The organism is Hyphomicrobiales bacterium, from assembly GCA_017642935.1.
Lineage (GTDB): Bacteria > Pseudomonadota > Alphaproteobacteria > Rhizobiales > MH13 > MH13.
This window is the reverse complement of the sequence record JAEPOK010000003.1, coordinates 74,960-94,656: the sequence shown is the minus strand read 5'-3', so window position 1 is coordinate 94,656 and position 19,697 is coordinate 74,960. Positions and strand designations below refer to the sequence as shown.

The window sequence follows — 19,697 nt, the reverse complement described above, 5'->3', positions numbered from 1 at the left end:
GCGCCGTCAAGGAAACAGACCTATCGCCCCCGCCGCGCTATCATTTCCTGCAGCGCGACGCACATCGCGTCCGTACCGCAGACCAGCGCAGGATGGGTGATAGATGTGCCATCATAGCGCGGCGTGGCGCCATCGGCATGCAACAGTTTCAGGCCTGCCTCACGCACAATGACGTCCGCGGCGGCGATGTCCCAATGCTTGGCGTTGGGGCTGGCGACGCAGCCATCAAGCTTGCCTTCGGCCACATGGGCAATGCGCAGCGCCAAGGACGCGATCTTTGGATGCTTGCGGAACGGGTGCGAGGCTTTGCTCGGGCCCGGGAAGGCGAGAAGCGCGTCCGGCAAACCGTCCTTGCCGGTGGGCGAAAGGGCAAGCGACTCGCCTTCGGCAGTCTCCAACTGCACCCCTTTGCCTGCCTCAGCCACCAACAAATCGCCAGTGGCGGGGTTGAACAACACACCCTGAACCGGGTCACCCTCATGGATAAGCGCGATCGAGACGGCCCAGTCATCGCCGCCTGCCATGAAGCCGCGCGTTCCGTCGATGGGGTCGACGATGAATGTTGGTGCCCCAGAAAGCCGTGAGCCGTCATCCTCAATTTCTTCTGACAGCCAGCCGAAATTGGGAAAGGCCTTACGCAGCTCAGTATGCAGCATGGTGTCGATGGCGAGATCAGCCTCCGTCACCGGCGAGTTGCCGGGCTTGATCCAGGTTTTTGGGCTTTTGCCAAAATAGCGCAGCGCGATTTCGCCGGCTTCACGCGCCGCATCGCAGATCACGCTGACAGGCGGCAGAGGCAGGTCGGACAAGGCTATGGACATCACGCTTCGAGCATCGGTTACGGAGGGTGCGGCGCCACGGACGCCAGCTCTCATGGGTGTAGACGATAGCACGCGCCAATCAAGGTGAATTGGGGCATCCACGTTTGCCTTTCGATAACCCTTTCTGAACGCACACTTTTTTTACCCCGTTGCTTAAGCCCGCTCCAAGGTCGGTCGGTTATACATCGCCCATAGCCCAAAACGGGCAGCCCATTTGGGTCGCTAGACGGACCAACCGTCGGCATCAGTTTGTGGCCTGATCATCAGGCCGACAGGAAGGCGAAAGGCATCATCAATGACGGTAAGGACAAACCGTTCGGTCAACGAACAAACCATCCGCGCTGATGGTGCCCCCTTTGGCGGGGCGCTTGACCCGACATTGGACGGGTGCCGCGACGCGATGGCGATCCGTTCCTCTATGCCGCAGCGTGGACGCTTAGACGTTAATGGTCGCAGTGTCGTCGTCACCGCACGCCTTGGCGCGGCGATGATCCTGCAACGTATTCCTCTTAACGCCTATAAGGGTGTGGCGGCGCAGCTCGATGCCAGCGGCGAGACCACAGTGGTCAACGTGGTTCTGCGCCATGACGATCCAGCCTATACGATCACGCTGGACAAGGATTTGCCGCTTGAAGAGGCCGTCGCCGTCTGGCGTTCCTGGGCGGACCGTCTGTCTGTGCCTTTGCTCTTAAGCGAACCGCACGGCGAAGACAGTGTCGTGCGCGCCATGTTGGGCGCTGTCGCCATCCGCACCAGCCAGCCACGCAAGGCCAAGCCCATGGCCGGTCGCCGCCCGCGTTACGCGAAACGCCGCGGGATTCGCTAAGGCGTTCGCTACCTAGATACAGATATCGAAAAGCAGGCCAGCGGCTATCAGCAGCCCGGCCAGCGAGTTGGATTTGAAGCGGGCAAGGCACCCTACCTTGTCGTCAAGATCAAGGGTGGTGACCTGCCAGGCCATCTGTGCTGCCGCCAGCGCTAGGCCAACAAAGGCCGCAACGCCAGCGTCCACCATCAGCAACGCCGCGCCGATCAACGCTACGGTTGCGGAATAACTCAACGCGACAAACATTGGCGCCTTCTGGCCCAGCGCCTGCGCTGAGGACCCGACGCCCACCAGCGCATCATCTTCCAAGTCCTGAAACGCATAGATCGTGTCGTAACCGACGATCCATATGACGCACGCCCCATAGAGCAGCGCCATCGGCAGATCGAGACTACCGGTTTGCGCGGTCCAGCCGACCAGCGCGCCCCAGGAAAAGACGAGGCCAAGAACGACCTGCGGCCAATTCGTGACGCGTTTGGCAAAAGGATAGAGCGCAACCAGCACCAGCGAGGCGATACCGACACCAATCGTGAACAGGTTGAACGTGATCAGAATCAGGAACCCGGCGGCGAGCAGGCCGAGCAGAAACAAAGCGGCGTTGCGCGCGCTCACCTCGCCAGAAGGGATCGGCCGTTCGGCGGTGCGACCAACCTTGGCATCAATATCCCGATCGGCAATGTCATTGAGCGTGCAACCTGCCCCGCGCATGATGATCGCGCCGACCAGAAAAAGCGCAAGGTGGGCCCACTGCACCGGGCCTGCCAAGGCGATGGACGCGAGCAACGAAGAAAACGCACACGGCCAGAACAGAAGCTGCCAACCGGCCGGTCGTTCCAAGCGCATCAAGCGGCCGTACGGCCGTGCCCAGCCGGGCAGATAGCGCAGCGACCAATGGTGCTTCAGCGCATCCGGCGTCAGAGGGGCAAAGTTGTCAGACGTTGTCATGCGTTGGGTTCATCATGGCGTCGGGCTTCAAAGTGGACCACAGCTATCCCCTCGCCAAGGTCTGCGCAACTTGCTAAACAGCCGCAACCACACGAGAACGCGTGCGGATAGGTGTGATACTTGTGGCGATGATGTGATGCGTAAACTCTCCAAACCCAATCGAACTTTGCTGCGCAGCGGCGCGGCCCTTGGGCTGGCGATGACACTGGCGGCTTGCGGCGGCGGCATGGACGGTCTCACCGACATGTTCGGCGGAGGCGGCAGTCAGCAAACCCGGGTGACGCCAACCACCGCCACGACCTTTGGCGGCGTGCCGGTCGAACAGTTGCGGGCCGATCAGCTCTGCCCGTCCATCGTTGTGCGCCCCGGAACCGAAACCTTGCGCCTCTACGCCGGTGAGGAAGAGACACCGTCCAATGTGCGCTACCAAAGCCAGATCTTGCAGACGGTAGTCGAATGCACGCCGGGCTCCGGCCAGTTCGGCCTGTCGATCGGGGTCGCCGGGCGATCAATCATCGGCCCGCAGGGCGTGCCGGCAACGCTTGACCTGCCGATACGCATTGTCGTGCTCAACACGGTGACCGGCGAAATCCTCTCAAGTGAAGTTGTGCGCACGCAGGCGATCATCGAGCCGCCTGAAGTCTCAGCAACGTTCACGCTGGTCAACCGCGCCTTCTTCGTGCCGCAGCCCCAGCGCCAGAGCGATTATCAGGTGATTGTCGGGTTCGACGAGGCCGATAGTTAAACTACCCTCTGGGCTAAAGCGCTTCGCCTTCCCAGGCCGAGAGCGCCTGGATGGTCTCGGCAAGATCGGCATGGCGGTTGACGGTGGTCAGCGCACCAGCCTGCATCAACACTTCGGCATGGCCGGGCCAGGAATGGTCTGCGCCGACAAAGCCAATGACCGTCATGCCGGCTGCCGCCGCCGCTTTCACGCCGGACGAGGAGTCTTCCACCACCAGGCACGCTTTCGGGTCGACGGCGAAGGTCTGTGCGGCGACTTGAAACACATTCGGGTCAGGCTTGGAGGCTTTGTTACCGACTTCGCCGGCGGAAAAAATGTGCGGCGCGAAGCGCTCATAAAGCCCGACATCGCTGAGATAGCGCTGCAGATAGGCTGAATCGGAATTCGAACAGATGCAGCGCGGCCCCTCGACCATATCCAGCATGTCCTCCACGCCGGGAACGGCGGTGAGCTCCGCATCGGCAAGCTCCAGGAAAGCTTCGGAGAGTTTGTCCTGGAAATCCTCGTCGAGCTTGCGCTCCAACTCTTCCTCGATCGCCTCTTGGATCGCGTGATGGGTCATCCCGGCAAAATGCTCGGCGAACCCCAGCGGCTCCATTTCAAAACCTTCACGCTTATAGGCGGCGGCTTCTACGCGGGCGGCGATCATTTCTGAGTTGATCAGAACACCATCGCAGTCAAAGATAATGAGGTCGTACACGAGGGACGTGCTCCAAGGCGCTGTAAAGGGGGGAGGTCTTGAGAGAAAGACTTACGAGAAAGACTGGGCGCTAGCAGGGATCGGCGAAAGATGGAAGGGTCAAGATGAGGCGGCTAAGGTGAAGGAACGACGCCCAAACGCTGCCCAAAATGTGCGCGGCCAACTGCTCGGCCATCAGATCACAACCAAGGCGGCGGTGCCGACAAGTGCCAAAGCCATCGGCTCGGAGGTCGATGCGCTCTTGAAGCCATTGCAGGAAGGGCGCACCGGCAAACAGTTCGTCTCGCCCGCTCTTCTAGCCGCCTGGCCGGAGATCGTCGGTGCGCGCATGGCCGGCCTCTGCATGCCGGTGCAAATGAAGGCACAGCCTAAATCACGGTCCCGGCACAAAAAACTCGGCGAAGATGGCGCTGTGCTTGAGGTGCGCGCCGACGCCTCGATCCAGATTGATCTGGATTATGGGCAAGCGCTGATCTTGGAGCGGGTCAATGGATTTTTCGGCTACCAGGCCGTCAGCAAATTGCGGGTCATCGCCAAACCTGGCCTTGCGACCAAACCTGCCGTTGATCCCAGTTCGGCCATGCCGTCGGTGCCATCTCCAGCAGAGCAAAAGGCTGCCCAGCAAAGTGCCCAAAAGGCCGCCGCCCATGTCGCCGATCCGAAATTGCGCGCAGCTCTAGAACAGCTCGGCGCCTCGGTGCTCGCCGCCGATCGCAAGCGCCGCTGACCCGCGACAGGTCGGCACACACATTTGTGATGCCGCTTTTTGGCCATGGATGGCTGCCACGGGCGGTTCTGAACTTGTCGCATTGCGGTAGAACGCCGTAAGAGCCAACCCAACCGACCATTCGCACAAGGGCCCACCTATGATCGACCGTTTGAAAACCGACCGCCGTACGCTTTTGAAAAACTCAGCGCTCCTGACGGTGGCGGGTGGTGTTTTGGCAGCCTGTAACGATGGCTCCAATGCTTCCGCAGACGCCTCGGGCCGCAGCACACCTTCCGGCGGCGATGGCACCGTGGACCTCGACGCGCTGATGACGGCGACGGACGGTTTGCCCGACATTGGTCTTGGCGATCCCGATGCGCCGGTGGTGCTTGTCGATTATTCCTCGATGACCTGCCCGCACTGCGCGCGCTTCCACACGGCCTCGCTGCCGACGATCAAGACCGACTATATCGATGAGGGTCACGTCTATTACATCTTCCGCGATTTCCCGCTCGACGCCCGTGCCCGCGCCGCCTCGATGCTCGCGCGCTGCTCCGATGAGGCGCTCTACCATGATGTGGTCGACATCCTCTTTGAGCGTCAGCGGGAGTGGGCGACAGCGGCAAACCCGGCTGACGCGCTGTTTTCCATTGTCGGTCAGGCCGGTTATACCCAAGAGACCTTCAATGCCTGCTTGACGAATCGCGATCTGGAAACGGCTATAGTCGCCGGTGCAGAGCGCGGCGCAGAGGAATTCGGCGTCGCCTCCACACCAACGATCTTTATCAACGGTGCGAGATTCCCCGGTGCCCGCAGTCCAGAAGAGTACGCCGAGATTATCGACCCGCTCATCAGCTAGCGGCGTGATGCGCTTGGCCGCCATTGGGCGCCGGGTGCACCTATCGCAGGGCGGCGTCCGCCCATGAAGTTCACCAAGCTGCGTATCGCCGGGTTCAAGACCTTCGTTGAACCCACCGATCTGATCATCGAAGACGGGCTGACTGGCGTGGTCGGCCCCAATGGCTGCGGCAAGTCCAATCTTGTCGAGGCGATGCGCTGGGTGATGGGCGAAAGCTCCTACAAGGCGATGCGCGCCAGCGGGATGGAGGAGGTTATCTTCTCCGGCTCGGGCAAGCGCCCGGCGCGCAATTCCGCCGAAGTGAAATTGTTTCTCGACAATGCGATGCGCCGCGCGCCAGCGGCCTTTAACGAGCACGAAAATCTGGAAGTTTCGCGCAAGATCGAGCGCGAACGCGGGTCCAATTACCGGGTGAACGGCCGCGAGGCCCGAGCCCGCGACGTGCAGCTGATGTTTGCCGATGCCGCATCCGGCGCGCGTTCGCCAAGCATGGTGCGTCAGGGCCAGATCGGCGAGATCATCTCCGCCAAGCCCGTGCAGCGCCGCGCACTGCTCGAAGAAGCGGCCGGTATTTCCGGTCTTCACACCCGCCGCCATGAGGCCGAACTGCGCCTGCGCGCCGCGGAAACCAACATTGAGCGTTTGGATGACGTGATCGGCGAACTGGACCGCCAGTTGGATGTCTTGCGCCGGCAAGCGCGCCAAGCAGCTCGTTTCCGTGAGGTTGCCGCCAAGACCCGCACCGCCGAGGCCGGCGTGTTTGCGCTGAAATGGGCCGCCGCCAACCATGCCGCCAATGAAGCGGCTCAGGCGCTGCGCGAAACCAAGGACCTTTTGCAAAGGGCCGATGAGGCGCAGCTCTCCGCATCGACTGCCCAGGCGAGCGCTGCCGCAAGCGTGCCCGATGCCCGCACCAAGGCCGCCGAAGCTGGCGCCGCGCTTGGTCGTATCATCCGGGCGCGAGATGAGTTGGCGCTGGAAGAAAAGCAGATCGCCGAACGGTTGGAGAACGCCCGCGCTCAGCTGGCGACGTTGGATGCCGACATTGCCCGTGAGACCGGGCTTTCCGACGATCACGCCGCCGAACGCCTTGCTCTGGAATCCGAATTGAAGGCGATTGGCGAGGCCGAAACCGTCTCCACAGACCAGTTGCCGGCGGTCGAAAAAGCCGCTGAGGAAGCCGCTGCCGCACTGGCCGAAGCGCATGGCGCGAGCAATGAGGCGCGCGATGCGCTTTCTAAGACCCGCGCCGATATCGCGGCCCAGCGGCGTCTGTTGGACAATGCCAAGCGTGACGTGGCGCAGTTAGAAGCCCAGCACACTAGCGCCCAAGCTTCCCTTGCAGAGCTTCAAGCCAAGACCTCCGCTGCCGAGGCTTTGGAGGCGACGCGCAGTAAGGTTGAAGCACTGAAAACCGCGCGCGATGGCGCGACCGAAAAAGTCGCCGCCAGCGAGGCCAAGCGCACGGCCGCGTTAGCAGCAGTGGCCAGCGCCGAGACACCCTTACGCGAGCGCGAAAAAGAACTGGCAACTTTGCGGGCCGAAGTGACCGCACTGGAAAAACTGGTTGGCGCAGCCGATAACGCCGCGCCGGATCTCTTCCCATCGATTATGGACGGAATAACGGTTGCGCCGGGTTTTGAGGCGGCGCTTGGTGCCGCCCTGGGTGAGTCGCTGGAAGCTGCCACAGATTCCGCCGCTCCCCAGTTCTGGGCTGACATCGCTGCACAGCCAGGCGATCCGCCCTTGCCAACCGGAGTGACGGCGCTTGGCGATCATGTGCAGGCACCCAAGGCCCTGACGCGCGGTCTGGCGCAGATCGGCCTCGTTGAGGATGACGAAGGCGCATCACTGCAAGCGAACCTCGCCGCTGGCCAAATGCTGGTGAGCAAAGCCGGTACGGTCTGGCGTTGGGATGGCTTTGTGCGCAAGGCCGATGCGCCGTCCGCTGCAGCTGTGAAGCTGGCTGAGCGCAATCGCCTGGCCGGGCTTATCGCTGATCGGAAAGCGTTGGAAGGCGAGGTCACCACGCTATCGCTTGCTCATATGAGCGCCTTGACGGCGATGCAGGAGGCCGACGCCTCTTGGAACGCCGACCGCAGCGCTGAGGCTGACGCGCGCCGCGCTTATGATGAGGCGGCAAGTGGCCTGCTTGCCTTAGAACGCGAAGCCGAGCGTGAAGGTGCCCGTATCACCGCGGCTTCCGCTGAAGCGGTGCGGCTGGAAGAGGCTTTGAACGACTCGCGCGCCAAAGCGGAAACCGCCGAGGCAGCGACCCAATCAACCGACATACTGGCTGAGCTTGAATCCAAGCTCGCCCAGGCCAGCGACACCGAAGCTCTCGCCCGCCGCACCCGCGATGAAGCGGTGGCCGCGCTCGACCAATTGCGCCGCGAACTGGCGGACCATGCCCGTCGCCGTGAGGCGACCACCCGCGCCATTGAAGCCTGGCAGCGTCGCGCTGATGCCGCCGCAAGCCACGCTGAAACCCTTGCCCGCCGGCGGTCCGATCTGGTGGAGACGCTGGAAAAACTCGACGGCGAACCCGGGCGATTGGTCGAAAAGCGTCGCGCGCTGGCAAGCACACTTGAAAAAGCCGAGACCGAGCGCAGCAAAGCTGCTGATTTTCTCGCCCGTGTCGAAGGCGCCCAGCGCGAGGCTGACACCAAGGCGCGCGAGATCAAGGATGCCTATTTTGCCGCCCGCGAGGCCCATGGCCGCGCCGAAGAGCGCCAGGCTGCCGCTGACGAACGGCGCACCGCGTTGGAGGCGACGATCCTCGACGCCGTCGATGCCGCGCCGCACCAGTTGATGGCGATGGCAGGCTTTGAGACCGGCACGCAGCCCCCGGCGCTCGATGTTCTGGAACGCCAGCTCGCCGAACTGCGCGAGGCGCGTCAGCGCCTGGGCGCGGTCAATCTGGCGGCCGAACAGGAGTCCGAGGAGGTTGCCGAGCGCCGCGACACGCTGGCCCTGGAGCGCGACGATGTCGCCGAAGCGATCACCAAGCTGCGCGGTACCATCTCTACGCTCAACCGCGAAGGCAGGGTGAAGCTCTTGGAAGCCTTTGATCGGGTGAACGAACAGTTCCAGGAACTGTTTGCCAAGCTTTTTGGTGGCGGCGAGGCCGAACTGACCCTGATCGATGCCGATGATCCGCTCGATGCCGGCCTCGACATCATCGCCAAGCCTCCGGGCAAGAAGCCGCAATCGATCACACTGCTGTCGGGCGGTGAGCAGGCGCTGACCGCGCTGGCGCTGATCTTTGCCGTCTTCCTCTCCAACCCGGCGCCGATCTGCATCCTCGATGAGGTCGATGCACCTTTGGACGACGCCAATGTGGAGCGTTTCTGCGATCTTCTGGATTCCATGGCCGCGCGCACGTCGACCCGTTTCCTGGTCGTGACGCACAACCCGATCACCATGAGCCGGATGCACCGTCTGTTCGGCGTGACGATGGCCGAACGCGGTGTCAGTCAGATCGTTTCGGTTGCCCTGGCCGAAGCCGAAGCCATGGTTGAGGCGGAAAGCGCGGCTTGAAGACAAAAAACATCGCTATAACAAAGCGTTATGGCGTTGTTTGGTGTAGGCTTCCCGTGGTTGACACCCTATGGGCCGGGCACTATGGTCCCGGCGATTTTCGAACCGTGGCGCAAGGCTTTGCCTGGCGTTAACGACGAGATCATCAACCGCTGCCTTGTTCCGTACCACAGCACACGCGCAGAGCTTTTCACGCCGACCAACCGTCTCGTCCCATCCTCATCGTTTGGAGAGCCATTGTGGCCAACGGGTCCGATCCCGACAGAGCATCACGCACTGGCGACAAGGACTTTGATGAGGTTCGTCAGAGGCTGGACGCGCTGGACTCAAAGCTCGATGCCCATCGGCCCAATCCGGTCGATGAACGTGCGGCGAAGCAGGAGCGCACGAACTATGCGATGGCAGTCCGTGTCTCGTCGGATTTCATCGCTGCGATTTTTGTAGGTGGAGCCTTGGGTTGGTTCCTCGATTCTGTGGCAGGCACATCGCCATTCGGGCTGATTGTCCTGCTTTTGTTGGGGTTTGCAGCAGGCGTATTAAACGTCATGAGAACCCTCGGTCTGGTTGCCATGCCCAAGGGGATGACCACGGGCATGTCCAAGGAGGCGCCGACGGGCACCTCCGACGACGCTTCGGCGCGGCGACGTGACACAGAGGAAAACGGGCGCGAAGACGGCTAAAGCCAGCGCCAAACGTAGGCTGAGCGTGCTCGGCATGCGTGATGGAAACAGCAGATTGATGACCGCCGGTGCGCCGGTTTAGGAGTGAACGACAGTGGCGAACGATCCCATCAAGCAATTTGAGATCTCAACGATCGTTCCCATTGAAATCGCTGGCGTGGATTTCTCCTTCACTAACTCTTCGCTTTTCATGCTCGCCACCACCGGCGCTGTCGCTGCCTTTTTGGTGCTTTCCACCACCGGTCGCGGTCTTGTTCCTGGCCGTTGGCAGGCTGCTGCGGAGATGAGCTACGAGTTCGTCGCCAGTATGCTCAGAGACGCGGCGGGGACGCAGGGGATGAGATTTTTCCCTCTGGTCTTTTCACTGTTTATGTTTGTGCTGTTTGCCAACTTGTTTGGCATGTTCCCCTACTTCTTCACCGTCACCAGCCATATCATCGTCACCTTTGCGCTGGCGATGCTGGTGATCGGTACCGTCATTGTCTACGGCTTCATGAAGCACGGCTTTGGCTTCCTCAAACTCTTCGTGCCTGAGGGCATACCCGGCGCTTTGGTGCCGCTGGTGGTGATGATCGAGGTCATTTCCTTCCTCTCTCGCCCCATTTCGCTATCGGTACGTCTGTTCGCCAACATGCTCGCCGGGCACATCACGCTGAAAGTGTTTGCCGGTTTCGTGGTCTCGCTCACCGGTCTTGGCGTTGTCGGCATTGGCGGCGCGATCCTGCCACTTCTGATGACCATTGCCATGACCGCGCTGGAGTTCCTCGTATCCTTCCTTCAAGCGTATGTGTTTGCGGTGCTTACTTGCATGTACCTCAACGACGCTCTTCACCCCTCACACTGATCAACCCATCCCGGCGGCCCAGGGTCATTCATCTGGTTCGTCAGGCAATCGCCTTCGTTCATTCCAAAGGAGTTCAATCATGGAAGCAGAAGCAGCAAAATTCATCGGCGCTGGTATCGCATGTCTCGGCATGGGCGGCGCTGCGATCGGCCTCGGCTCGATCTTCGGCAACTACCTGTCGGGCGCCCTGCGTAACCCGTCAGCCGCTGATGGCCAGTTCGGCCGTCTTATCTTCGGCTTCGCCGTGACCGAAGCGTTGGGCATCTTCTCGCTGCTCGTCGCGCTTCTTCTTCTGTTCGCCGTTTAAGCCGAACCGATCCGGCTGTCGCGCCACCGCTTGGTGCGCTAGCCTTTTGGGAATGAACGCATCTGGCCAGCGCGTTGAGGCGCGCTGGCTGGATCGCCGTCCCGCCTTCATATCAGCAATTCATGCGGCCCGTTTCGCCGCTGAAGGACAGACAAGACCATGGCAACGACCGACGACGCCGCACACGCAGCTGCCGAGGCAAGCGGAACCTTTCCGCCCTTCGACACCTCGACCTTCGCATCGCAGCTTCTCTGGCTCGTGATTGCCTTTGGCATCACCTACTACGTGATCTCCAAGATCGCCGGCCCCCGCATTTCCGGCATCCTTGAAGACCGCCACGACCGCATCGCCAGCGATATCGCCGAAGCTGAACGGCTCAAGCGCGAAACCGACGAGGCGATGGAAACCTATGAAAAAGCGCTGGCCGATGCCCGCTCGCGCGCGCAGGCCATGGCCAATGAAACGCGCGACAAGCTGACGGCAGAAACCACGGCCAAGCGGCAAGCCTCCGAGGAGGCCCTGTCGGCCAAGCTTGCTGAAGCTGAAGCCCGCATCGACACGATCAAGACCGAGGCCTTGGGCCAGGTTGACGCTATTGCAACCGACGCCGTGTCCGCCATCATGGAAAAGCTGGCGCCCAAAGCGCCAACGGCAGCGGCTGTGACCAAAGCGGTTGCCGCTAGCGCCGAGAGCTGAGGAAGACGAGTATGGACGCTTCATTCTGGGCGCTGATCGCCCTCATCCTTTTCCTGGCGCTGATCGTTTATCTCAAAGTGCCTGGCATGATCACCAAGGCGTTGGACGCGCGCGCTGAAAAAGTGCGCAGCGAACTGGAGGAAGCCCGCCGCTTGCGTGAAGAAGCGCAGGCCGTGCTCGCCGATTTCCGCCGCAAGACCCAAAGCGCCGACGAAGAGGCCGACGCCATTCTCGCCCAGGCCAAGGCTGAAGCCGAACGCATGACGGCTGAAACCGAAGAGGCGCTGGAAGAAATGATCGCCCGTCGCACCGCTGCTGCCGAGAGCCGTATTGCTCAGGCAGAAGCCCAGGCACTCGGCGAAGTGCGCGCTCGCGCAACAGACATCGCGATCGCGGCTTCGGAGAAGCTTCTGGCCGAACAGGCCAAAGGTAAGACCGCCGCCGATTTGATCGACAGCGCGATTGACGATGTGAAGGCCCGCATCAATTAACTCAGTGACCGAAGCCATCCAGGCGAGCGATCTGCTTGCCTGGTACGACCGGCAAGCCCGCCAGCTGCCCTGGCGCATCGGACCGACCGAGAGCAAGCAGGGTAGTCGCCAAGACCCCTATAAGGTCTGGCTTTCGGAGATCATGCTGCAACAGACCACGGTTGCAGCTGTCATTCCCTATTTTCAGAACTTTCTGGCGCGCTGGCCAACCGTCAATGATCTGGCTACCGCGTCGGACAATGAAGTGCGCGCGGCCTGGGCTGGGCTGGGCTATTACCGCCGCGCTGCCAATCTGCACGCCTGCGCCAAAGCGGTCGCCGCAAGCGGTGGTGTGTTCCCGGAAACCGCCGCTGAACTAAAAGACCTGCCAGGCATTGGCGATTACACCAGCGCGGCCATCGCTGCCATCGCATTCGGCGAGCCTGTAGTGGTTGTCGATGGCAATGTCGAGCGCGTGGTGACGCGGCTATCTCGTCTCGATACGCCGATGCCGAAGGTCAAGCGGCAGGTTGCTGAGAAGGTGCAGGCACTGGTTCCAGACGGCCGACCCGGTGATTTTGCCCAGGCGATGATGGATCTCGGCGCGACGATCTGCACGCCGAAAAACCCCGCCTGCGCGCTTTGCCCCTGGAAGGATGGCTGCGCCGCTCACCACGCTGGCGACATGGAAGCCTATCCGGTTAAGGCGCCGAAAAAAGACAAGCCGCGGCGTCTGGGTGCTGCTTTGGTGGTGGTGCGATCCGACGGCGCGGTCTGGTGCGAACAGCGGCCCAGTGATGGTCTTTTGCCCGGTATGACCCAGGTGCCGACGACGGCTTGGTCAGATGAGCCGCCCAGAGTTTTTGATGAGGCCGAACCCGTCGGCAGCATCGAGCACGTCTTCACCCATTTTGCGCTGACACTGGAAGTCTATCGCCGCGAAGGCGACGAACCGCCGTCGCAGAATGGTTGGTGGTCAACGCCCGCCACGCTTCGCGAGGAAGCCTGGCCGACAGTCATGGTCAAAGTGCTGAAGGCCGCGCTGCCGGAACTCGGCGCGACGATCCGGCCGAAAAAGCCGTCCAAGAAGCCTTAAACGCAAGAACCCTTAAACGGCCTGTTTGCGGATTTCGGTGCGGTAATCGTCGATGGAGACCAGCACGCCATCGCGCTTGGCATGCCAAAAGGTCCAGCCATTGCAGGCCTCGCGCGCTTCCACCAGCGCGCCCACTTTATGGATGGATCCTTCATGGTCACCACTGGCGAGGGTTCCGTCGGCGCGCACAAGCGCCGCGTGACGCTCCCGGCCGTCGACTAGCTCCTCACCGGGCATGACATAACCGGCTTCGAGCAACGCATTGAATGGCACGCGCGGCTGCGCCCGTTTGCCCTGTAGCATGGCCTGGGCTGCATCCGGCACGGGTTCCACGGCCTTGATGCGCGCGCGGGCGGCGTCCGCGTAGCTGTGTTCGCGTTCGAACCCAATGAAATCGCGCCCAAGCTTTTTGGCGACGGCACCCGTTGTCCCGGTCCCAAAGAACGGGTCAAGTACCACATCGCCCGGCTTGGTGGAGGCGAGCAGGACGCGCGCCAGCAGCGCTTCGGGCTTCTGTGTCGGGTGAACCTTGTTGCCGTCCGCATCCTTCAGGCGTTCGCCGCCGGTACAGATCGGCAGCGTCCAATCAGAGCGCATCTGCACATCGTCATTGGCCGCTTTCAACGCGTCATAATTGAACGTGTAGCGCTTGCCGGCCTCGCTGCGCGCAGCCCAGATCAGCGTTTCGTGGGCGTTGGCAAAGCGACGGCCTTTAAAGTTGGGCATCGGGTTGGTCTTGCGCCAGACCACATCGTTGAGCACCCAATAGCCAAGATTTTGCAGCGTTGCGCCAACGCGGAAGATGTTGTGGTAGCTGCCAATCACCCAGAGCGTGCCATTGGGTTTCAGGACCCGCCGCGCGGCCAGCAGCCAGGCGGAGGAAAACGCGTCATAGGAGGCAAAGCTGTCAAACTGGTCCCACGCGTCGTCAACCGCATCGACATCGCTTTGGTCGGGCCGCTGCAAAGCGCCCTGCAGCTGCAGATTATAGGGAGGATCGGCGAAGACGACATCGACGCTGCCGGCGGGCAGTTTTTCCATTAGAGCGATGGAATCGCCGATCGTGACTTGGTTGCGAAAGAGGGCAAGATCGTCATCGGTCGATGCCGAAGAAGGGGAAAGGGAGGCGCGCGTACGCAGCGCCTCCATACGCAATACTGACATGACTCAACCTGTACGCAACACCTAAACAAGTGCCGCGATCATGCCCCGTTAAGGTAAAGGGGGTGTTGAGAAAGGGTTGCGCAAATCTAAACGCAGCCGGTTGCTGGTTATCTTGAAAATACATGCGCGGGCAACACGCGATGACAGGCCATCCATTCACTGGACGCGGGGTCAGGGCGAAGAATCAGGCGCATACATCGCGAAGACTTCCGCTTCTGTCAGCTCTTTGGTCTTTTGCGCAAAGTCGTAAAAGGCTGGCTTGCGATCGACAAACACTTGCAGTGCGAGGTGCAACTGCGATTGATCATCAAGTAACCCGGTTGAGATCTGATACTCATCGCTTTCCATGATGTGGTAGAACAGATTGGATCCGCATTTGTTGCAAAAACCGCGCTCGGCCCAATCTGATGAGCGAATGCGGCTGATGCTGTCCTCGCCCTCAAAGCGCACGTTTTGGCACGAGAGTTCCATAAAGGGCCCAGCCGACCAGCGGCGGCACATATCACAATGGCATGCGGCCACCTCGTATGTGCTCGATTCGGCCGAAAACCTGACGGCGCCACACAAACAACGCCCGGTAACGGGCCGACTATCTGCCATGGATCCTTGTCCTTGTGTCCGAGATGATCTGTAGGCTCCGTGCCTCACACCAGGCGCAGCTTTACCGATCAGATGCCGAGCGAGCACTGACATGCATCAGTGCCTTGCGCACCGGCGCAAAGGTGCGTCGGTGAAGCGGGCAGGGGCCGAGCTGGGCGAGCGCCTCGCGGTGGACCTCGGTGCCATAGCCTTTGTGCGTCGCAAAGCCATAGCCAGGATAAAGCCGATCGGCGGCCACCATCATCCTGTCGCGGACAACCTTGGCGCAAACTGACGCTGCCGCAATCGACAGCGAGCGCCCATCACCCTTGATGATCGCTGTGGCCGCGCAGGGCAGGCCGGGCGGCTCATCCTTGCCATCCACCAAAGCGAAGCTCGGCGGATGGGGAAGCCCAAGGACCGCCAACCGCATCGCCTCCAGCGAAGCCTTGCGGATGTTGCGCGCATCGATGGTCGCAGCCGACACGCTCGCGGCGCTGACATCGGCGATCTGGCAGAGCTCGGCAAACAGCTGATCGCGCAATCCTTCGCTGATCTGCTTGGAATCGTTTAGCCCGGCCAAACTCGCCGGAAAGCACAGCGCGCCGTCCTGATCCCAGCTTGGCAGCACCACGGCGGCGGCAACGACCGGCCCAGCCAGCGGCCCGCGTCCGGCTTCGTCTACGCCGCAAACGCGTGCGAAACCCAAGCCGTGGGCCTGAGCTTCAAACTGGCCGTCAGGACCTGCCTGTTTGGCTGCAACAAAGGCACCAGACTGGGCACCATAGGAGGCACCGCGTGCGCGTTTGACCAAGATGATTCCTTTCCTTACCTGCCATTACCCATTTGGCACAGGCTCAGGCGCTGGCACAAAGGTTCAACCTTGGGTTTCCAAGCTCGCCTTACGTCTCTATAGGCAAACGGCGTGGTTAACGCGGCAAACCCGAAGCAATCGGGGACACCAATCAGGGGAATTGAAAGGACACCGCAATGGGACTTTTTTCGTTTGTGCGCGATGCGGGCAAAAAACTATTCGGCGGCGGCGACGATCCGGCCGAAGCGATTCAAAAAGAAGTGGCCGATCTTGGCCTTGAAGGCGACGTCGAAGTGACGGTTGAGGGCGACAAGGTCGTCATCGCTGGCTCCGCGCCGAGCCAAGAACTGCGCGAGAAGATCATTCTCGCAGCTGGCAATGTCGAAGGTATTGCCTCGGTTGAAGACAACATTCAGCCCGAAGACACATCCGATGCAGCCGACTTCCACACGGTGGAAAAAGGCGACACGCTGTGGGCCGTGGCCCAAAAAGCCTATGGCGACGGCTCGAAGTACATGAAGATTTTCGAAGCCAACAAGCCGATGCTGTCCGACCCCGACAAGATCTATCCAGGTCAAGTTCTGCGCATTCCAGCTGACGGCTAAGCCACAGCGCAACTGCCGGTTATCGAGGGGCGTCAGCTTTGGCTGGCGCCCCTTTTTGTGTCCGGTACGACCGTTGCCCCCCCGAATAGATCAAGCTGCGCTACCTGCGCCGCATGCCCAAGAAACCGGTCGCAGCGCAAATTCGGTTTGTTGGTCTTCATGCCCAGCCGCTCGGTTACCAGCTTGAACCGCTTGGCGAGCACCTGTGCGAAGGGACCTGTGCCCTCCATCCGCTTGCCCCAACGCGCATCATAGTCAGCCCCGCCACGCATTGACCGCAGCACGGAAAGCACGTGCCGGTAACGCCCGGGATAATGTTCCACCAGCCAGCTTTTGAAGATGTCACGGACCTCCAGCGGCAAGCGTAGCAGGATGTAGCTCGCCCCCGACGCGCCTGCCTGATGAGCCGCCTGCAAGATGCCTTCCAGCTCATGATCGTTGAGCGCCGGAATCATTGGCGAGGCATTCACCCAAGTTGGAATCCCAGCCTGCGTCAGCGCCTCGATTGCCGATAACCGTCGCACCGGCGTTGAGGCGCGCGGCTCCATCGCCCGCGCCAACCGTTTGTCGAGCGTGGTGACCGACAAGGTGACGTTCACAAGCTTGTCCTCCGCCATGGCGGCAAGAACATCAATGTCGCGCGCCACCATGGCCGACTTGGTGGTGATCATCACCGGGTGCTTGAGCTCCGCCAACACCTCCAGAATACCGCGCATGATGCGCTGCGTCTTCTCAATCGGCTGATAAGGATCAGTGTTGGTGCCGATGGCGATGGGCTTGGGCTTGTAACCGGGCTTCATCAGTTCGGCGCGCAGCAGCTTGGCGGCGTTCGGCTTGGCAAAAAGCCGCGTTTCGAAATCCAAACCCGGCGACAGCCCCATATAGGCGTGGGTCGGTCGGGCAAAGCAGTAGATGCAACCATGCTCGCATCCGCGATAGGGGTTGATCGACCGGTCGAAGGGCACATCCGGCGAGGTGTTGCGGGTGATGATGTGGCGCGCGGCTTCCAGCGCCACCTCGGTTTTCAGCGGTGGCAGATCGGCCAGCGATTCCCAGCCATCGTCCATATCGACGCGCGCCAGCGGCTCAAATCGTCCACTGGCATTGATGTTGGCCGCTCGGCCACGCCTTACCTTTGGTTGCTTTTGATCCTGTTCCATCTCAAGCGATCCGTTTCTCGTACCGCCTCGCGGCATCTAGGCAGACACTAGCGCAGAAATGAGAACAAAAAAAGAACAAATCCTCGGTTTGACCGACCCGTTCACCGAAAACCCGGGCAAACCTCGCCAAATGTGGCGGGCACATGCTAACGAAGCCGTCATGCTCAGCGTTATCATTCGCACACACAATGGCGAAAACGTCCTGCTTGACGTTCTGCGCCCGCTCGTAGCTGCCGCGGCGGAAGGCGTGGTGCGCGATGTCGTCTTCCTCGATATCGGCTCCAATGACGGCACGCCGCAGATCGCCGATGCCGCCGGCGCCACCTTGCTCGCGGCCAAAGGGTTGTCCGACCAGACCGATCAGGCGCTCAAAGCCGCCCATCGCGGCCACTGGATCATGTTGCTCGATCAGACCACCGTTCTGTCACCCGGATGGCTGGATGAGACTCTCTCCTTTGTCGAGCGTCAGGAGCGGGTGCGTTCAGCACGCGGGAAACTGTCGGCCGTTTACCGACCCGAGCACGAGCCGGAAGCGGGCAGCGCCGATGTCCGCCGTCGCATGTTGATCTTGGCAGCGAACCGACTTTTCTCGTTGGCCAAGCTGTCGCAAGGCATCGTTCTGCGCCGCGCTGATTTTGAAAGCAGCAGCCCGCCGCGCATCGATTGGGGCTCTAAGGATCCGTCGATCCGCCTCACCAACCTGCTACGCCTTCGTTCGCGCACGCATCTCGCGCAGCCTATGGAGCCGCTGGCAAAGGCCGAAGCTGCCGAACGCTCGCAGGGTGAGCTATCCCGCGCCGCGCTTTAAGTGCTCGTCGAGCCGGGGCATGATCTCCACGAAATTGCAGGGCATGTGGCGATAATCCAACTGGTGCTGCAAGATGCCATCCCAGCCGTCCTTGCAGGCGCCCGGTGATCCCGGCAGGCAGAACACAAACGTTGTGCCGATCAGGCCAGCCGTCGCGCGCGATTGCAGCGTCGAGGTGCCGATCTTCTCGAAACTGATCTGGTGAAACAGCGTGGAGAAACCCTCCATCCGCTTGTTGAACAGCGGCTCGATGGCATCCGGCGTCACATCACGCCCTGTGAAGCCGGTGCCGCCGGTGCTGATGACGATGTCCACATCATCGCGTTTGACCCAAGCCTGCACCTGATCAGCAATGGCCGCTACGTCGTCGGTCACGATCGCCCGATCCGCCAGCCTGTGCCCAGCCTTCTCCAACCGACCAACCAGCGTGTCGCCCGATCGGTCATCGTCCAAAGTGCGCGTGTCGGACACGGTGAGGACGGCGATGTTCAACGGAATAAATCGACGGCTTTCATCAATGCGGCTCATAGAGCGCCATACTCCTCGATCAGCGATTGCAACTGCAGCAAATCCTGCCAGGCGAGGCGCTTATTGGCCGGATTGCGCAACAACGCCGCTGGATGCAACGTAGGTACCGCAGGTATTGAGAGATCGCCTTGGGCATAGGTCAAAACCTGCCCGCGTGTTTTCATAATGCCCTGAATGCCGAATAGGCCGGACAGCGCCGAGCCGCCCAGCGACATCATCACCTTGGGTGCGACCAGCTCAATCTGGCGGCGGATGAAGGGTTCACACATCGCCCGCTCATCCGGCGTTGGTGTGCGGTTGCCGGGCGGTCTCCAATAGATGACGTTGCCGATATAGACCTTGGTGCGATCAAGCCCGATGGCCGCCAGCATCTTGTCGAGCAACTGGCCGGACCGCCCGACAAAGGGCAGGCCCTGCGCATCCTCATCGCGACCGGGCGCTTCGCCGATCAGCATGATCTTGGCCTCTGGATTGCCATCGGCAAACACCAACTGGCGGGCCGTCTTCTTCAAGCCACAGCCCTCAAACCCTTCCAGCGCCGCGCGTAACGCATCCAGCGATTGCGCCTGAGCGGCCAAAGCTTCGGCTTCGGCCAGACCGTGCGCCGGCTCGATCTCATGAACCTGCGGTGCTCGCGGGTGCGGCGCTGTCGGTTGCGCGGGCAGTGGGGCCGGGTGAAGCGCAGTCTGCTTGGCCAGTTCAGGTGCCGCAAAACGGTCCACTGGCGCGTCGCCAAGCGCCGTATCGACGCCCGCGTCCTCATAGAAATCCAGCAGTTCTTTCAGTGCCTGACGATCCATG

General features: G+C 61.4%; 22 protein-coding genes. 13 read left to right on the top strand and 9 right to left on the bottom strand.

Annotated elements, in window-relative coordinates:
- Positions 1–20: 20 nt before the first annotated feature.
- The gene (locus tag JJ917_16715; protein MBO6700472.1) at positions 21–821 is read right to left on the bottom strand and encodes a 3'(2'),5'-bisphosphate nucleotidase CysQ; all 801 of its coding nucleotides are present in this window, start codon (positions 819–821) and stop codon (positions 21–23) included.
- A 295-nt stretch (positions 822–1,116) separates the two neighbouring features.
- On the opposite strand from JJ917_16715, the gene JJ917_16710 reads away from it, so the two are divergent.
- A complete protein-coding gene (locus tag JJ917_16710; protein MBO6700471.1) occupies positions 1,117–1,647 on the top strand; it encodes a hypothetical protein in 531 nt (176 codons plus the stop codon).
- A 12-nt stretch (positions 1,648–1,659) separates the two neighbouring features.
- On the opposite strand, the gene JJ917_16705 is transcribed toward JJ917_16710, so the two are convergent.
- A complete protein-coding gene (locus tag JJ917_16705; protein MBO6700470.1) occupies positions 1,660–2,592 on the bottom strand; it encodes a 4-hydroxybenzoate octaprenyltransferase in 933 nt (310 codons plus the stop codon).
- Between the two features lie 136 nt (positions 2,593–2,728).
- Here JJ917_16705 and JJ917_16700 point away from each other — a divergent pair, with 136 nt between their 5' ends.
- Entirely contained in the window at positions 2,729–3,337 is a 609-nt protein-coding gene (locus JJ917_16700; GenBank protein ID MBO6700469.1) for a hypothetical protein, read from the top strand.
- Between the two features lie 13 nt (positions 3,338–3,350).
- Here the strand turns inward: JJ917_16700 and JJ917_16695 are convergent, their stop codons facing one another.
- Positions 3,351–4,037, bottom strand: coding sequence for an HAD-IA family hydrolase (locus JJ917_16695; protein ID MBO6700468.1), 687 nt, complete (start codon positions 4,035–4,037; stop codon positions 3,351–3,353).
- 118 nt (positions 4,038–4,155) lie between these two features.
- On the opposite strand from JJ917_16695, the gene JJ917_16690 reads away from it, so the two are divergent.
- From JJ917_16690 to mutY, 9 genes are all read left to right on the top strand, one after another.
- On the top strand, positions 4,156–4,764 hold the full coding sequence (locus JJ917_16690; GenBank protein ID MBO6700467.1) for a DUF721 domain-containing protein: 609 nt from the start codon (positions 4,156–4,158) through the stop codon (positions 4,762–4,764).
- A gap of 139 nt (positions 4,765–4,903) precedes the next feature.
- Positions 4,904–5,605, top strand: a complete 702-nt coding sequence (locus JJ917_16685) for a DsbA family protein (protein ID MBO6700466.1) — start codon at positions 4,904–4,906, stop codon at positions 5,603–5,605.
- Between the two features lie 63 nt (positions 5,606–5,668).
- The gene (gene smc, locus JJ917_16680) at positions 5,669–9,145 is read left to right on the top strand and encodes a chromosome segregation protein SMC (GenBank protein ID MBO6700465.1); all 3,477 of its coding nucleotides are present in this window, start codon (positions 5,669–5,671) and stop codon (positions 9,143–9,145) included.
- 398 nt (positions 9,146–9,543) lie between these two features.
- Positions 9,544–9,825 carry an AtpZ/AtpI family protein gene (locus tag JJ917_16675; GenBank protein ID MBO6700464.1) on the top strand — a complete coding sequence of 94 codons (282 nt, stop codon included), beginning with the start codon at positions 9,544–9,546 and terminating at the stop codon, positions 9,823–9,825.
- Positions 9,826–9,919: 94 nt separating this feature from the next.
- Positions 9,920–10,669 carry a F0F1 ATP synthase subunit A gene (locus JJ917_16670; protein ID MBO6700463.1) on the top strand — a complete coding sequence of 250 codons (750 nt, stop codon included), beginning with the start codon at positions 9,920–9,922 and terminating at the stop codon, positions 10,667–10,669.
- Positions 10,670–10,748: 79 nt separating this feature from the next.
- Complete coding sequence (locus tag JJ917_16665) at positions 10,749–10,976, top strand: F0F1 ATP synthase subunit C (protein ID MBO6700462.1); 228 nt, start codon at positions 10,749–10,751, stop codon at positions 10,974–10,976.
- A gap of 159 nt (positions 10,977–11,135) precedes the next feature.
- Complete coding sequence (locus JJ917_16660; protein MBO6700461.1) at positions 11,136–11,672, top strand: F0F1 ATP synthase subunit B; 537 nt, start codon at positions 11,136–11,138, stop codon at positions 11,670–11,672.
- A gap of 11 nt (positions 11,673–11,683) precedes the next feature.
- A complete protein-coding gene (locus JJ917_16655) occupies positions 11,684–12,163 on the top strand; it encodes an ATP F0F1 synthase subunit B (GenBank protein MBO6700460.1) in 480 nt (159 codons plus the stop codon).
- A gap of 16 nt (positions 12,164–12,179) precedes the next feature.
- Entirely contained in the window at positions 12,180–13,238 is a 1,059-nt protein-coding gene (gene mutY / locus JJ917_16650; GenBank protein MBO6700459.1) for an A/G-specific adenine glycosylase, read from the top strand.
- 12 nt (positions 13,239–13,250) lie between these two features.
- Here the strand turns inward: mutY and JJ917_16645 are convergent, their stop codons facing one another.
- From JJ917_16645 to JJ917_16635, 3 genes are all read right to left on the bottom strand, one after another.
- On the bottom strand, positions 13,251–14,387 hold the full coding sequence (locus tag JJ917_16645) for a modification methylase (GenBank protein MBO6700458.1): 1,137 nt from the start codon (positions 14,385–14,387) through the stop codon (positions 13,251–13,253).
- A gap of 186 nt (positions 14,388–14,573) precedes the next feature.
- Positions 14,574–15,002 (bottom strand): GFA family protein, encoded by a 429-nt coding sequence (locus tag JJ917_16640; GenBank protein ID MBO6700457.1) that lies wholly within the window; start codon positions 15,000–15,002, stop codon positions 14,574–14,576.
- A gap of 61 nt (positions 15,003–15,063) precedes the next feature.
- Positions 15,064–15,795 (bottom strand): ribonuclease HII, encoded by a 732-nt coding sequence (locus JJ917_16635; protein MBO6700456.1) that lies wholly within the window; start codon positions 15,793–15,795, stop codon positions 15,064–15,066.
- Between the two features lie 176 nt (positions 15,796–15,971).
- Here JJ917_16635 and lysM point away from each other — a divergent pair, with 176 nt between their 5' ends.
- The gene (lysM, locus tag JJ917_16630; GenBank protein MBO6700455.1) at positions 15,972–16,400 is read left to right on the top strand and encodes a peptidoglycan-binding protein LysM; all 429 of its coding nucleotides are present in this window, start codon (positions 15,972–15,974) and stop codon (positions 16,398–16,400) included.
- 32 nt (positions 16,401–16,432) lie between these two features.
- On the opposite strand, the gene JJ917_16625 is transcribed toward lysM, so the two are convergent.
- Positions 16,433–17,596 (bottom strand): PA0069 family radical SAM protein, encoded by a 1,164-nt coding sequence (locus JJ917_16625; protein ID MBO6700454.1) that lies wholly within the window; start codon positions 17,594–17,596, stop codon positions 16,433–16,435.
- Between the two features lie 124 nt (positions 17,597–17,720).
- Between JJ917_16625 and JJ917_16620 the strand changes: the two genes are divergently transcribed.
- Positions 17,721–18,368 (top strand): glycosyltransferase, encoded by a 648-nt coding sequence (locus JJ917_16620; protein MBO6700453.1) that lies wholly within the window; start codon positions 17,721–17,723, stop codon positions 18,366–18,368.
- Here the strand turns inward: JJ917_16620 and moaB are convergent.
- Together moaB and JJ917_16610 are read right to left on the bottom strand one after the other, a co-directional pair.
- Entirely contained in the window at positions 18,348–18,896 is a 549-nt protein-coding gene (gene moaB, locus JJ917_16615; GenBank protein ID MBO6700452.1) for a molybdenum cofactor biosynthesis protein B, read from the bottom strand. The two genes, JJ917_16620 and moaB, sit on opposite strands and share 21 nt — an antisense overlap.
- Entirely contained in the window at positions 18,893–19,696 is an 804-nt protein-coding gene (locus JJ917_16610; protein ID MBO6700451.1) for a uracil-DNA glycosylase, read from the bottom strand. Before JJ917_16610 ends, moaB begins: the two co-directional genes overlap by 4 nt.
- Between the last annotated feature and the right edge of the window lies 1 nt (position 19,697).